Origin of the sequence: Roseiconus nitratireducens (genome assembly GCF_008629675.1) — a bacterium.
GTDB classification, from domain to species: domain Bacteria; phylum Planctomycetota; class Planctomycetia; order Pirellulales; family Pirellulaceae; genus Stieleria; species Stieleria nitratireducens.
The window spans coordinates 480,216-494,026 of record NZ_VWOX01000004.1 but is presented as its reverse complement, the minus strand read 5'-3'; the positions used below and the strand labels follow the sequence as shown (position 1 = coordinate 494,026).

Annotated in this window: 15 protein-coding genes; 6 read left to right on the top strand and 9 right to left on the bottom strand. The window is 61.0% G+C overall.

The window, feature by feature from the left end:
- Positions 1–193 precede the first annotated feature (193 nt).
- On the bottom strand, positions 194–1,018 hold the full coding sequence (locus tag FYK55_RS09675; protein WP_161604402.1) for an SDR family NAD(P)-dependent oxidoreductase: 825 nt from the start codon (positions 1,016–1,018) through the stop codon (positions 194–196).
- Positions 1,019–1,438: 420 nt separating this feature from the next.
- Here FYK55_RS09675 and pyk point away from each other — a divergent pair, with 420 nt between their 5' ends.
- Both pyk and FYK55_RS09665 read left to right on the top strand, forming a co-directional pair.
- Entirely contained in the window at positions 1,439–2,869 is a 1,431-nt protein-coding gene (gene pyk / locus FYK55_RS09670) for a pyruvate kinase (protein WP_150076185.1), read from the top strand.
- 84 nt (positions 2,870–2,953) lie between these two features.
- The gene (locus FYK55_RS09665) at positions 2,954–3,970 is read left to right on the top strand and encodes a phosphotransferase (protein WP_150076184.1); all 1,017 of its coding nucleotides are present in this window, start codon (positions 2,954–2,956) and stop codon (positions 3,968–3,970) included.
- Between the two features lie 64 nt (positions 3,971–4,034).
- Here FYK55_RS09665 and FYK55_RS09660 read toward each other — a convergent pair whose 3' ends face one another.
- From FYK55_RS09660 to thpR, 8 genes are all read right to left on the bottom strand, one after another.
- Positions 4,035–4,886, bottom strand: a complete 852-nt coding sequence (locus tag FYK55_RS09660) for a DUF1559 family PulG-like putative transporter (RefSeq protein WP_150076183.1) — start codon at positions 4,884–4,886, stop codon at positions 4,035–4,037.
- A complete protein-coding gene (locus tag FYK55_RS09655; RefSeq protein WP_150076182.1) occupies positions 4,883–5,257 on the bottom strand; it encodes a hypothetical protein in 375 nt (124 codons plus the stop codon). The genes FYK55_RS09660 and FYK55_RS09655 overlap by 4 nt, the downstream gene beginning before the upstream one ends.
- Positions 5,254–5,772 (bottom strand): prepilin-type N-terminal cleavage/methylation domain-containing protein, encoded by a 519-nt coding sequence (locus FYK55_RS09650; protein WP_161604401.1) that lies wholly within the window; start codon positions 5,770–5,772, stop codon positions 5,254–5,256. Before FYK55_RS09650 ends, FYK55_RS09655 begins: the two co-directional genes overlap by 4 nt.
- The gene (locus FYK55_RS09645) at positions 5,769–6,254 is read right to left on the bottom strand and encodes a hypothetical protein (RefSeq protein WP_150076180.1); all 486 of its coding nucleotides are present in this window, start codon (positions 6,252–6,254) and stop codon (positions 5,769–5,771) included. The genes FYK55_RS09650 and FYK55_RS09645 overlap by 4 nt, the downstream gene beginning before the upstream one ends.
- 6 nt (positions 6,255–6,260) lie before the next feature.
- Complete coding sequence (locus FYK55_RS09640) at positions 6,261–7,337, bottom strand: type II secretion system F family protein (RefSeq protein WP_150076179.1); 1,077 nt, start codon at positions 7,335–7,337, stop codon at positions 6,261–6,263.
- 8 nt (positions 7,338–7,345) lie between these two features.
- Positions 7,346–8,359: a type II secretion system F family protein gene (locus FYK55_RS09635; RefSeq protein ID WP_161604400.1), complete on the bottom strand. Its 1,014-nt coding sequence runs from the start codon at positions 8,357–8,359 to the stop codon at positions 7,346–7,348.
- Positions 8,360–8,371: 12 nt separating this feature from the next.
- Complete coding sequence (locus FYK55_RS09630; protein ID WP_150076177.1) at positions 8,372–9,307, bottom strand: hypothetical protein; 936 nt, start codon at positions 9,305–9,307, stop codon at positions 8,372–8,374.
- A gap of 280 nt (positions 9,308–9,587) precedes the next feature.
- Positions 9,588–10,166: an RNA 2',3'-cyclic phosphodiesterase gene (gene thpR, locus FYK55_RS09625; protein ID WP_150076176.1), complete on the bottom strand. Its 579-nt coding sequence runs from the start codon at positions 10,164–10,166 to the stop codon at positions 9,588–9,590.
- 21 nt (positions 10,167–10,187) lie between these two features.
- Between thpR and FYK55_RS09620 the strand changes: the two genes are divergently transcribed.
- The 4 genes from FYK55_RS09620 (at position 10,188) to FYK55_RS09605 (ending at position 13,804) form a co-directional block, all read left to right on the top strand.
- Positions 10,188–11,195 (top strand): YheT family hydrolase, encoded by a 1,008-nt coding sequence (locus FYK55_RS09620; protein WP_150076175.1) that lies wholly within the window; start codon positions 10,188–10,190, stop codon positions 11,193–11,195.
- 76 nt (positions 11,196–11,271) lie between these two features.
- On the top strand, positions 11,272–11,613 hold the full coding sequence (locus FYK55_RS09615) for a hypothetical protein (protein WP_150076174.1): 342 nt from the start codon (positions 11,272–11,274) through the stop codon (positions 11,611–11,613).
- The gene (locus FYK55_RS09610) at positions 11,610–12,737 is read left to right on the top strand and encodes a hypothetical protein (RefSeq protein WP_150076173.1); all 1,128 of its coding nucleotides are present in this window, start codon (positions 11,610–11,612) and stop codon (positions 12,735–12,737) included. Before FYK55_RS09615 ends, FYK55_RS09610 begins: the two co-directional genes overlap by 4 nt.
- Positions 12,734–13,804 (top strand): hypothetical protein, encoded by a 1,071-nt coding sequence (locus tag FYK55_RS09605; RefSeq protein WP_150076172.1) that lies wholly within the window; start codon positions 12,734–12,736, stop codon positions 13,802–13,804. Before FYK55_RS09610 ends, FYK55_RS09605 begins: the two co-directional genes overlap by 4 nt.
- Positions 13,805–13,811 lie beyond the last annotated feature (7 nt).

The window sequence follows — 13,811 nt, the reverse complement described above, 5'->3', positions numbered from 1 at the left end:
CAACCAACACCGTTAACTTAGTGCACTATGCCGACAAGTCAATGAATGGGTCCCCTCTGGTGGGCTGTTTCGTCGCTCGGAAGTGCCGGTTTTCGGCTGTCGCGGACGTGAGAGTGTGGCATCCGCGGTTCTGTCCGGCGCTGGTCGCCGAGTGCTCGCACTCACTGATGGGCGTTACCCGTCAGGGGCGCTGTCAGCTGGTAAATCGCAGTAAAAGCCAGTCCCCTACCCGGGGGGATGCATTGCCGAGTGTGATCAGCAGCCGTAGGTATCCCGGCAGGATCAAATCGGGACGTCGTCGCCGGACGCATTTCAAGACGGCGGCCGCGACGCGTTCCGGCGGAAGGCCTTTGACGCGGGTGCCCCCGCCCGGTCGCGCGGCTTGCTCTGGCAACGAATCGTCCACACGGTCTTTGTAGCGATGGCCCGCGTCGTCGCGGCGAATCGGGCCGGGGCTGACCAGCCCCACGTGAACCCCCTTTTCCCGCCACTCCAACCGCATTTGTTGGGTCAGGCCCGCCAAGGCATGTTTGGCGAGGTTGTAACCGCCCAGGAATCGGGCCCCGACTTTCCCCGACAAGGACCCGATGTTAACGACGACACCCCCGCAGCGTTCCAGCAGCGGAAGCATCGCTTGGCTGCAGTGCAATGTGGCAATCACGTTCTGATCGATCAGTTGATGGACGCGTGATGCGTCCAGGTCGCAGACGCGTCCGCGATCACTGGTTCCGACGCAATTGACCAGCACGTCTAAATGACCGAAACGGTCCGTCACGTTGGCGGCCACATCGCGCAGCTGGTGCGGGTCGGTTGCGTCACAGGCGAACCACTGCACCTCGGCGCTCCCGGCGGCTTGTAGCTGACGTTGGGCCGCTTCCAGACGTTCGGCGGATCTTCCCAGCAGGATCAATTCGTATCCCGCATCTGCAAACGTTTGCGCGATCACCAGCCCCAGGCCCGCGGATCCCCCGGAAATGATCGCGAGAGGTTTGGCGGCGGGAGAAGAGTCGGCGGACAAGGTGTTCTGGAAAAAAGATGAAGCGGAGGTGATCAGACAGGGAAGGGCAGAGCAGGGCAGGGGAGCGGGGCGACATTGTAGATCACTTGCCCGTTCACGCGAAGTGAGCCGGTCGCCATCCGGTGGGTGTTAAGGAGCAAGAATCTTCCCAGCGAGGGACTTCGTATCGATTCCCGCCGCCAACGATCGGTGAACGAACCCACGTTTCTTTGCAGATCTCGGTCGGCACGTTACAACGGTCATCCATTCACTCGTGTCCGGGGCGGACCTGTTCGAGACTTCCCCCTTGGAATCGTCGAATATCCGACCTGGCCCCAAGGCCGGTTTTCGGCGAGTCGGGTGAACTGAGATCGATGCGGTTTGCGCTGGTGCTGAACAGGTGCGGCGTTCGCTTCCACTTTCCAACCACGTGATCGTTTCATGCCACGTCCGTCGCTTGACCAGTCTTGCACCAAGATCGTTGCCACCGTCGGTCCGGCCTGCGATACGCCGGAGAAGCTTGCCGAGCTGATCGAAGCGGGGGCCGACGTGTTCCGCATCAACACGGCGCACGGCAAGATCCCCGATCACGAACAGAAGCTCGCCGCGATCCGTGAAGCGTCCGCGATGACCGGCGTTCACGTCGGGGTGTTGCTGGACCTGGCGGGTCCCAAAATCCGGTTGGGCGAGCTGGTCAATGAACCGTTGCAGTGCGACGTGGGGATGCAGCTGACGTTCATTCGTCGGGGCGAGCCGAAGACCGATCACGAGCTGACCAGTACCTACGGCAAGTTGATCGACGAATTGACCGTCGGGAACCGTGTGATGCTGGCCGACGGAATGGTTGCATTGGAGGTCGAATCGGTGTCGGCTGACCGGGCAGTGTGTCGGGTAACGGCGGCCGGAGAGTTGCGAAGCCGCCAGGGAATCAATCTTCCCGGTGTCAAACTGTCCGTCTCCGCGATGCAACGCAACGACTTGGACAATGCCATTTGGGCGGCCGACCATGGAATCGATTTCATCAGCCTGTCGTTCGTCCGTACGGCTGAGGACGTGCGGACGCTGAAAAACGTCCTGACCGCTCACGACTGCGAAGCTTTGGTGATCGCCAAGATCGAGAAGCCTGAGGCGTTGGCTAATTTGGAACAGATCGTCGACGCGGCCGACGGCATCATGGTCGCACGCGGGGATCTGGGTGTCGAAATCGATGTCGCCGAGACGCCGATGGCACAGAAGCGGATCATCCGTGTGTGCAAAGAAAAAGTGAAGCCTGTGATCGTGGCGACGCAGATGTTGGAATCGATGCACCACAGCCCACGTCCGACGCGTGCGGAAGCCAGTGACGTGGCCAACGCAATCCTGGACGGCGCGGACGCGTGCATGCTCAGCGGGGAAACCGCCATCGGTGACTTTCCCGTCAAGACGGTTCAGATGATGAGCCGGATCATGCAGTGCACCGAACAGTCGTTGACGCACGACATGACCGAGCGAACGGTGACCAATCGGGTGCATCCGATCACAACCGCCGTGACTTTCGCTGCGACCAACATCGCCGAAGCGATCGACGCCAGCCTGATTGTGATCGCGACCAAGAGTGGCGGGACGGCTTGGGTGAAGAGCAAGTCACGAAGCCTGATTCCCACCCTGGGAGCCAGTGATTGCGAGGAAACGCTTCGCCGAATGAATCTGTTCTGGGGCATCAAGCCGATCGCGATCAAGAAAATGGGGCACCCCGCCGAGATCCGCACCGAGATCTGCCGTTGGGGAAAGAAAACGGGCGTCCTGAAAGTCGGTGACCGGATCGTGTTCGTCAGCGGCAGCGGTGTCGTGGAAAAGGCTCACAACTCCGTCGTTGTGCATACCGTTGATTGATGCCGGAAGAAGCGAATTTCCCGTGCTTCGCGAAACACGCAACAACTTGATGATTCGGAATGCGTTTTCCATGACGTTCGTCCCATGAGCCAGGCGAAGGGCCGTGCCGACGCGGGCGATGCTGCGGAACTGCACCGACGTGTTTGCCAGGCCGTGGGCGCCGAAAGCGTGCGGAAAGTGCAGCCGGTTCAATCGCTGTGGAGCGGTTACGGGCAGATTTTGCGGATGGAGTTGTCCGGCGGTTCCGCACCTGCCTCGGTGATCGTCAAGCACATCGCACCACCGGTCAGCGGCGGTGCCAACCCGCGTGGTTGGTCGGGACCGGCAGCCCACCAGCGAAAGCTCCGCTCCTACCAAGTCGAGAGCCATTGGTATCGCGACGTCAGTTCACGCTGCGCATCGGGGTGCCGCGTTCCCAAATGCTTTGCGGTCGAAGCCGATGGTGAAGACCGTGTGCTGGTGTTGGAGGACTTGGATGCGGCCGGATTCCCACTGCGGATGAGCCGACTGGATGATTCCCGGCGCGATGCCTGTTTGCGATGGCTGGCCGATTTTCACGGGACGTTTTTCCAAACCGACCCGGCGGGATTGTGGCCGGTGGGCACCTACTGGCATCTGCAGACGCGCGACGCGGAATGGCACGCCATGGCCGATGGTCCGTTGAAGCAGGCCGCCGCGGCGATCGACCGCCGGCTGTCCGCTTGCCGTTTCCAGACGTTGGTCCACGGGGATGCCAAAGTCGCCAACTTCTGTTTTCCGGTGTCCGGCCGGCACGTGGCGGCGGTCGATTTTCAGTACGTCGGCGGAGGCTGCGGGATCAAGGATGTCGCGTACTTCTTGGGCAGCTGTTTGTCCGATCGAGAATGCCAGCAGCAGGAAGCTGCCTGCCTGGACGTTTACTTTCAACGACTCCGAGAGGTGCTGGCCGGCGCCGGCGTCGACAGCGACCTGGTTGATGCAGTGGAGTCCGAGTGGCGGGCTTTGTATCCATGGGCCTGGGCGGACTTTCATCGATTCCTTTGCGGTTGGTGCGACACGCATCCCAAATTGACCGGTTACAGCCGCCGGCAGGTGGACCACGTCTTGCAGCAGTTGGCGTGAACTGGTTTCCGCCCGCGACCGGCCGAGTGGTGGCGCCTGATTGAGAACCGTTGAGTCTCAGCAATCAGAATTGATCGTCCGAAAGCAGCTTGTCATCGGCACGGTGACCGAGTTGTTGAAAGATTTCCGGTTCGATGCTGTGGGTGATGAAGTGGATCGACCCATCGGCCAGCGCAAAGTTGGCACCGCCTTGATGGAAGCTGTCGAAGCCTCCGACCTGCAACGGTGCCAGCTCGCGGTCTTGTGCCTCGGAATAATCCAGGTGGATGAATTCACCGGTGTTTCGCAGCGTCGCCCGCGTGCCGGACACCCAGCCCAAGTGGTCGAAGTCGCCCAGGTGTTCACCGATCAAAATGGTATGGCTGGATCCGTCGCTGATGTCGGAGAATCGGATGGCACTGTTGAGGAACAGCATGCCATGGTTGTCGGCGTCGATCGGAGCTTCCACGTCGTGGTGACATCCCGCATAGGTTGACGTGCCGACCGAATCCCCGGAGTTCTGTCCGCGAAAGCCGCCGGAGGACATCGGGTTGGAAGGGCATTTGAACGCGCTGATCTCCAACGCCCGTACGGGCGCGTTTTCATCGCTGTAAGCACTTTTGTCGAAATCAAACATTTCGAAAGCGCGTTGCTGTTCAATGTAAGGCAGGATTCGAGTCATCCAACCGATGTGCATGCCGGCATTGATCTCGTTTCGGATCGGACCGTTCGGATTGGTCACGCCCGGCGGAAACTGTTCCATGCTGAATTCATAGTGGTGCGTCGCTAACGCGATCTGCACCAGATTGTTGGAGCATGACATGCGGCGGGCGGCTTCGCGGGCGGCTTGCACCGCGGGCAAAAGCAGGCCGACCAGAATTCCGATGATCGCGATCACGACCAACAGTTCGACAAGGGTGAAGGCGCGGCGTTTCATGGGGTAGGGCTCAAGGAAAAGGAGTGAGATTTGCGAGTCCGGTGTGGTTGCGCGCCCAGGCTGGCGACCACGGTCAATTGTTCGTTGGCGACGGAGATGTCGATGTTGGCCGGTACCGGCCGGCCACCGAATTCGATTTTGGGTTTCCATTGTTCACCCTCGTAGTTTGGGTCTTTCTGCTGTTGTTTGACGGCTCGTAGGATTCCCGCATCCAGCAGACGTTCGGTTTGTTGGAGTTGCACGCGGATCTTGGTTTCCCGTCGCGCCCGAAGCGCGTCGCGAAGAATCCAAGCGACCAGGGATCCCACGATCAGCAAACAGGCGAGCACGCAAAACATCAGCGCGCCGCGTCGTTGATTGGCACGATTCATCCGCCGATGTCTCCCCGTTCGTGTTGTTGGCGAAGGCCGATGGAGGCTCTCACGAATCGCCACAGGGGCGCCGGTTGATCTTTCAGCGACAGGACGGAGTGAATACTCATCTCGAGCTGGTTCTCGTTTTCCAACTTGCGGAGGGTGACGCGTCGCGTTTGTTTCCAGCGATAAGCTTCCTGTCGCACCCGCTGGTCTTGACGTGTCTGTTCCCTCACCAAACCCTCCGGTCCGGCTTCGTAGACCACCGACGTGTCCGATGGCAGAGTCAACTTCAGCGTCTGGTCGGTCAGCTCTGCATCGCTAGCGCGATGGACGTCTTCGCGGAATTGTTGTGTCAGCCGAAAGACGGTTTGGTCGTCGTGTCGACGATCGCGGGCGATCGAAGCCCAATCGAACGCGCGGTGCAGTGATCCGACGGCAACCATCATCACCGCGCTGCCGACCGTCATCGCGACGGACAGTTCGCGGAGCGTGAACCCGCGGCGTCGGCGTGAATTTGGGAAACGCATCATTGGTCGGAATCCTCCTCCGGCGAAGCGGCGGGATCGTTGGAGTTCGCCTCGGGCGGCAGCGGGTCGATCCATGCCACCAGCGTCAACGGGGGTGGGTCGCCGATCCGAGGCCAATCGATGGAAAGTGACAACCGCTTTCCGTCTTCGTCGTGCACGATTGATCCGCGGAGCGTCGCGTCACCCAGCACGTTGCGGGTGGCCGAAGAGACGTCCAATTGATCCAGCTCGCTTTGCCGTTGGTCGGGCGCCATCGCGATCAATGCATCAAGCTGGGCGCCCAATTCGTCCAAGGCCAGTTGGACGTTGCGGGTTTGTTTCCATAGGCGACCGGTGCGGATGACCAGGGGGGCGGTGATCGAAAGCATCGCCATCACCATCAGGGCGGCTACGACGCACTCCAGGATTGCAACGCCGCGGCGATCATCGCGCCGGCGCGCGAACGCCGGCGATTCGCTTGAAATGGATTCGTGTGCTGGGGACATGAGAACTCAGGCGAGTGCGAGAATGATCGAGGTGAGTGCTTGAAAGATTGCGGTTGCGATCCAGGCAACGAACAGTCCCAGCAACAACACGGGCGCGTATTGCAAGATTTGTGCGAGCAGACTTTCCGACTGATCCACGTCTTGACGCTCTTGCCCGGCAACGGTGCACAACGCCCAGGCACGGAGTTTCGGATCGGTGATCACGTTGAACTGTTCGCTCTGGTTGAAACTGATCCAGCCGCGACGCGCCAGCTGTTGCCAGATGTCCGTGTCGGATTGGCTTTGCGTCCGCACCTCCAGCATCCCTCGACGAACGCTGCGGTCCGGATGAAATTGCGCCGCCGCAGTCAGTGTCGGGCCGAGCGGTTGACCGGATTGCGTCGGAATCGCCAACAATTGCAACAGCCCCGACCGGCGTCGCGAGGCGGTGCCTGGCAGCCACCGTGATAGCGGGGAATGATGAAAGAGCCGCCGAACATCTTCGAATTGAATCAGGATTCCGAGCAGCAAGGCCACAACGAACAAAGCCACCAGGACCAGTCCAAACGTGTCGGTGAACTTGATCAACGCGGCAAAACTCCAGGGAAGCTCCATGCCGAACTCTTCAAAGATCTCCTTGAATACCGGCAAGATGAACAGCGTGCAGAAGCCGACGATGATCAGCGCGATCAAAAAAGTGGTGAAGGTGTAGGCAACCGTTTTCTGGATGACCTGACTGGTGTCGACCGCCTCCGGGCGATCCGCCCGGTCCAGCAGGAAGGAAAGCGTTTCCCCAAGCGTTCCGTTTTCGATGCCGCATTGGATCGCCAGCGTGTCCTCGGCCGACAGAGCGCCCGGGACGTGAGCCAAGGCGGAACCGATCGGCGTCCCCGCAGCAATCCAATGCTGGAGATTCATCAGCTTGCGTCCGTAGGGACCGGGGTGTTCGACGGCCAGGTTGGCAATCAACCGTTTCGGGTCCAGCCGCTCCGAGTGCGACACCGCCAGGATGCGAAGCAACGAACGTTGTTGACTGTGCAACGTGTCGCCAACGACCCACCGCGGAAGGATGTAATTCAGTCTTGTGCGTAGACGATCAAACATGGTTTTTCCTACGACAACCCCGTGATCAGACTGAACATCGGTGCAAACAGGGAGACGATGATGAACAGCACCATCAGCCCCACGAACAGGACCGCAAATTGCCCCAGGATGAACGACGTCCAATCCTTACGATGAACCGACAGGTCTCGGTAGTTGGCAGCCAACTGTCGCAGCAGAGTGGTGTTGGGTCCGGCGCTGGCCGTCGGTTGGCCGGGGGCGAGCGCCAGCACGAAGTTCGGTGGTAAAAACACCGCCGCGCGGGAGCGATCAAAGGCTCCGGAGCCCTCCAAGGCACGTTCGGCCAGGTCGGCCAGGGCGTTGCTCACGTTGAGATCGGTACTGCCTTGCGAAGCGATCCGAAGCGCTCGTGGCAAGGGAACGTTGTCGTCGATCAACTCGGCCAATTGCATCGCGACTCGCGCCAGCGCGTACCGGCTGGACTCGATCAATGACCCGGATCGAAACCGCCGGCGTTTTGGTGAGGTGCGGTTGACCCATCCCCACAGGATGGCAGCCACGCAGACGCCCAACGCCAGGACGGCCGCCGCGACCAACCACGGATGGGCCGCGACCAGACGCGACAGCTTCAGCACCAGTTCCGTGTGCGGCGGAAGACGCAAACCGAATTCCATGAACATCTCGTCGAAGGTCGGAACGATGATGTAGCAGCCCACCAACAGCAACCCGATCGCCAGCATCATGACCATGACCGGATACAGGACGCTGCGGAGTTTCTTTTGTCGCATCGCGCCGTCGAACGCGGTTTGTTCCAGCATGCCGGTCAGCCCGGTCATCGCCGCTCCCGAGGACGGCATCGTCAACAGCCAGCACAGTTCCGGATAAGACCGGACGATTTGCTCAGCCGGCTGCTGGTCCTCCAACGATCCTGCAAGCTGCGTCAGGCGACCACCGGCCCTCGACGCCGGCATCTCGGCTGCCATCTGCCGCAATTGCGTTCCCAGTTCCGGATTGGAAGAACGAACCTGGTCAATCCGTTGGCAGAGCTCGCTTGTTTTGTGCACGCTGCTCATTGCTTAAACCCCCGTCCTGTCACTTAGATTGAACAGGATCTCGATCCAGGGAACGAACAGGGCCAGACCGTACGCGAGGACCACCAAGCTGGCGACAAACAGGCCGATCGCGGCGGGCACGTTGCGGACCAGCGATGGCCAACGGTTCTCGGCCAAAAAACGGTAGAACCTGGCCAGTCGATCCAACGCTCCGGATGCCCGCTCGGGCGATCGGTTGCGGACGATGTTTTCGGCAACCGGACCGATCGGATCCGAATCGGCCGAACTTCCACGGGCCAGGTCGATTGCCGTTTCGCGGTCGATTCCGCTATCGACCAAGGCCGACAGACGCTCCGCTTGCGCTTCCCGACGTCGCCATCGCAGACGCGATTGTGTGCCCGGCCCCCAGCGTGCGTAGAGCTTCCGCAACCACTTTCCGCCCAGCAGAATCAACGCCAGATAGATCAGCGGGAACAACACCGCCCACACCGGCATCCAATCGCGAATGGCGATCAACCACCGGGTCACACCCGTGGGCGTTTCGTACTGTTGAAGGTATTGCATCTCCATGCTTGGGACGACGTGGAAACACAACAGCAACATCCCCAGGTATCCCAAGCCAAGCACAACCAGCGGTTCGACCAACGCCAGCCGCACCGGTGTGGACACCGCGGCGGCGTCGTCGGTCGGCCGCGCGATCGATTCAAAGATGGGCGTAGGATCCGGGGCGGCCAGCAATGCCTGGGCGATGGCTTGATACTGCGGCGAAACATTTTCGCTTTGCAGGATCGGTGCAACTTCCGGTTCACGGCCGGAATTCAATGCCAGGGTCTCGTTGATTTCACGCAACCTCTCGATCGGCGAATCACCCAGCCCCAGTTCCAGGGGAATGCCCAACCGCAACATCGCGATCGTTTGTCGGTTCAGCGATATCAATCGTTCTGCCGAAGATTCAGGCATGCAGCATCCGCCTCAATTGCCGTCCCGCTCGACCGCACGCTTCGCCCACGTCAACGCGTGCTGAAGCAAGTTCTCGGTGAAACCGGTCACGACCGTTGGAAATGTTTTTCGGGGAAGGAGAGCTTCCACCGAGGAGGATGCGCGACGGGCGATGATTTATTTAACCGGCGCAAAAAAAAGTCAGCCAGCAGAACACTCGACGCGCGTGCGACTGCGGCGGTGGCGGAAACCCGATTTCCATTTCTGGCCAAGGTCGCCGCTCGGGTGCGGAACCGTCCTGCTACGAATCGGCCAGTTCGATGGTGTCCATCGTCTGGTAGGTGGGGCCCGCTTTGTCCAGGAAGCTGGCCATCAACAACACCTCCTCGACCACCATCTCGCCGAGGACCTGATCGCCCATCCCTTCGACGGCCGCGACCAGTTCCGGTTCCGGGTGGTGCGATCTTCCTCGGCTCCGGCCCAATGTTAAATGGGGTGTGTAGTCCCGCGGTTCCGGTTTGAAACCCAATTCGGCAAGCTGCCGCTCCAAGCCTTCGACCAGGCGGACCAGATTGCCGCTGGGGTCTTCCACGCCCGCGTAGAGGACGCGGGTCCGTTGCAGGTTGGGGAATCCGCCGGCGCCGGCGAACGAGAGTTCAAAGGGAGGAATCGTCGAGGTTACTTTGCGGACGGTTTTGCAGACCGCGGGAATTTCGGTATTGTCGACTTCCCCCAGGAACTTCAGCGTGAGATGAAGATTGTCCAGCGGCACCCATTTGAAGGCGTTATCGAGCGGTTTGAGCCGTTTGATCATCCGAGCCGCCTGGCCGCTGATCTCCGCGGTGATCGGAATGGCGATAAAGGAACGGATCGTTTGCATGAATTCCGCGTTGATGAACTGATGAGCGAACTAGAATTCCGGCCGCCGAAGTTTGTCCCCAGCCGGTGGATCGCCGGTGGCCATTTGCAAACGATCACCCGCGTGTCCGCCGCAGCCGACGGCGCGACCGCTTTGCGTGCGAGCGCCGAGCACACCGTGCCGCTTGGCGACGGGGACGCCATTGTGCTTCATGAGAACGTTCCGGTCGATGGTGCGGCGGCCCGGCCGGGACGGAGTGCTCGCTGCGCGTTGTTGATCCATGGACTGGGCGGATGCCACCGTTCACCCTACATGATCCGGCTGGCGGGCCGGTTGCTGGCCGACGGTTGGACGGTGTACCGGGCGGACATGCGCGGCGCTGGAGCCGGCCGGTTGCTCGCTGCTGGACTGAATCACGCGGGCCGCAGCGGTGACGTCCAGGCGGCTCTGGCGTTCATTGCCGCACGCAACCCGGGGGCGTCGATCAGTGCCGCCGGCGTTTCGTTGGGGGGAAACCAGCTGTTGCTCATGGCCAGCCGCTGGGGCAGTGACTCGAAACCCGATTGGGCCGACCGCTTGGAACGGATTGTCACGGTCGCCCCCCCGATCGAACTGGTTCGGTGCAGCGAGAATATGCAGCGACTTTCCCGCCGCCCCTACAACTACTACTTCATCCGTTCGCTATTTGACGGTGCCCCGCCCAGGGTCCGCGAGCATGAACTGTTTCGATCGCTTGCCGGCAGCGGGCGACCCAGGACGCTTTTTCAGCTGGACGACCGGCTGACGGCGCCCCACAGCGGGTTCGATGGTGCCCAGGACTACTACGCCCGTTGCGGGGCCGGGCGATCGGTGCGTTGCAACCCGATCCCGACGCTGGTCCTGGCTGCGGAAGATGACCCGATCGTCCCGGCAAGCTGTTTCCGGGACGCGGACTGGCCGCGATCGACGCATCTGTTGTTGACCAAGACGGGTGGCCACGCCGGTTTCATCACGGCCGGACGTCGGTCCTGGATGGACGACTGCGTCGTCGCCTGGATGAATCAATTTTGATGGCCGGACAGCGAATCGTGTAAGCTAATGCCGTAATTCATTGGTTTTTATTGGTCGATTCAGACGAGGCAAATCAATGTCAGGCGAGTATCACGGCTGGGATGAAGAGGGGGATCATTGGCGATTCGCCGATGTCGTGGGGCGCCCGCACGGTGAATCGGTTTTCTTGATTGAAGACTTCGGCGGCGAAACGTCTCCGCGCCAGGCGCTATCAGCAATCATGTCGGCGATGGCCCAGTTTCAGGAACGCATCGAAGTCGTCAAATCGGACTGCAACACCCGGCTGATTGAAAAGTTGAAAGAGGCGTCGATGTTGCGAGTTGCCGACATTCACCTGGGAGACGACGAATATTGGGGAATCCTGGGTGTGCAAACCAAGTCGCCGCCCAAGAAACAACCTTGGTGGAAATTCTGGTGAGTTCTTTACGAGTCCCGCTGGTGATCGCGACCGTGGTTGCCCTGGTGACCCTGGGCGGTCTGATTCAACCGTTGCCCGATCCCGTGGTGTCTCCGCCGTCGGTCGATCTGGACCAGCCGTTGATCGAGCCTTCGTCCGCAGACTTGGAACTGAATCAGCAGGTGGTCCGCGCGCGGTTTTTCGAAACCTCGGTGTTGCCGCTGATCGAGCAGTTGGAGGCGGACAATCGTGCCGCTGCCAATCGCTGCCTGATTCGGACCGAACGGCTGATTGACCAGTATCATCGCGGCGTCGAGCCATTTGTTCAGGACATGACCAGCATTTCCACCCGGCTGGGCATTCTCAAACGAATGCCGGCGGGGTGGTGGAAAGAGGACGGCCGCGTCGAAAGCTATGTGCAACAAAAGTTCGAGTCGCACTTGTTTTCCGAGCAGTCCTTGGTGCGAGACATCACTTCGGTCTTGATGCAGTTCCGATCCGAAGTGGATGCGAACCAACGGGCAACGCTTGCCGACGTTCAAGCGGCCCTGACAACGGCCGACCTGCCCGCGGTGCGATTGGACCAGCAAGAAGCGTTTTTTCGAAAGCTGTCGCAACAGATCAACCAGTACGCCGCCGACCAGGGCACGACCAGCGTGCAGAACATGATCGGTGCCTTCGTGCTGGGAGAGGTCGGTGCGTTTGCAGCTCGTTCGGTCATTGCGGGGTTGTTGTCGCGGTTTGCCCCCACGGTCGCCTTGAGTGCGGCGGCCGGAACCAGCGCAACGGTCGGTGCCTCGGCAACCGGTGCCGGCGGTGGTTCGCTTGCTGGACCGGTGGGCACGGTGGTCGGATTCGGTGCCGGGTTGGCGGTCGGACTGGTCATCGACTGGTGGATGACCGAAAGGTTCGAAGCGGAACTCCGAGAGCAAATGCACGGTTATCTGGATGCCTTGCACGCGACCTTGATTGACGGTGGGAACGCCCGAACGTCATCGGCCGGTCAATCGGATCCGGCGGCGGACAGGCCGGCAGCCGGTTCCGGTGTGGGGCTCAGCGTGGCGTTGCCGCGGTTGTGCGATCAACTTTCGCAAGCCTACCGGGACAGGTTCTTCATTCAAATCGTTCAGGGAGAAAGTTCGTGATTCACCCGTTCCCGATGACCGCTTTGCGAAGCTTGTTGTTCACCGCCGTGATCCTGTTGCCAATGCTGGGTGTCCCTTCGACTTGGGTGACGCGAGCCTCCGCCGGTCCAGCGCCTCTGCTGTCTGGCACCGCAATCGCCAAGGCGATCGTCAAGTATTTCGGCAAAGAGGGGAGTGAGGAGGCGAGCGAGTATCTGGCCAAGCGGGGCGGCCGCGAGATTGCCGAACGCGTCAGCCGGCAGGCGGTCAAGCAGGGCGGGGAAGAGGCCGCCGAACAGGTTTCTCGATTGGCCGCCAAATATGGTCCGGAGGCGCTTGCCGCCTTGGACAATGTGCCCGCCGTCGGTCCCGTCCTGGCCGCCCTGGACGAATTGCCCGAATCCCAAGTCCGCGCCGCCCTGGCGCGATTGTCGGCCGGTTCGGCGGGCAGGGAGCTGGCCGAAACCGTTGGCCGCCATGGCGTCAAAGCCCTGCGCAGCGAACTGGCGCATCCCGGGATCGGCGGCATCCTGGTTCGCGCGCTCGGCGATGACGGCGCGGAACTGGCCGGCTCACTTTCGACCGATCAAGCCGTGATGGTCGCCCGACACGCCGATGATCTGGCCGCGCTGCCGGCAACGCAGCGGAATGGTGTGCTGGCGATGCTGCGGAATGACACCGAGCGGGTCGTGGCATTCATGGGACGCTTTGCGGCCGACAACCCCGGCAAGACTCTGTTCACCGTCGCCACGACGACCGTGATCCTGGCCGAACCCGATCGGATTCTTGGAGGGGACGAGGTGGTCTTCGATGCCGACGGCAACCCGATCGTGGTTAGCAAGTCTGGATTGGCCGGCCGAACCCTTTCGGCTGGTGGTGAAGCGATCGCGCACGTGTCAATGAACTACGTGCGACCCTTGTTCATTGCGGCCATGGTCTTTATCGGAACCTTTTTCACGCTGTGGATGTTGCTGAAATTCTGGCACCTGCACCAACGCGAAAAACTTCACACCGCCGAACTGCGCGGTGAGGGTCTCGGCCAACCATCCGCCACGCTGGAAGGAAACGCCGTCCAGCGAGACCCGTGACCTGACA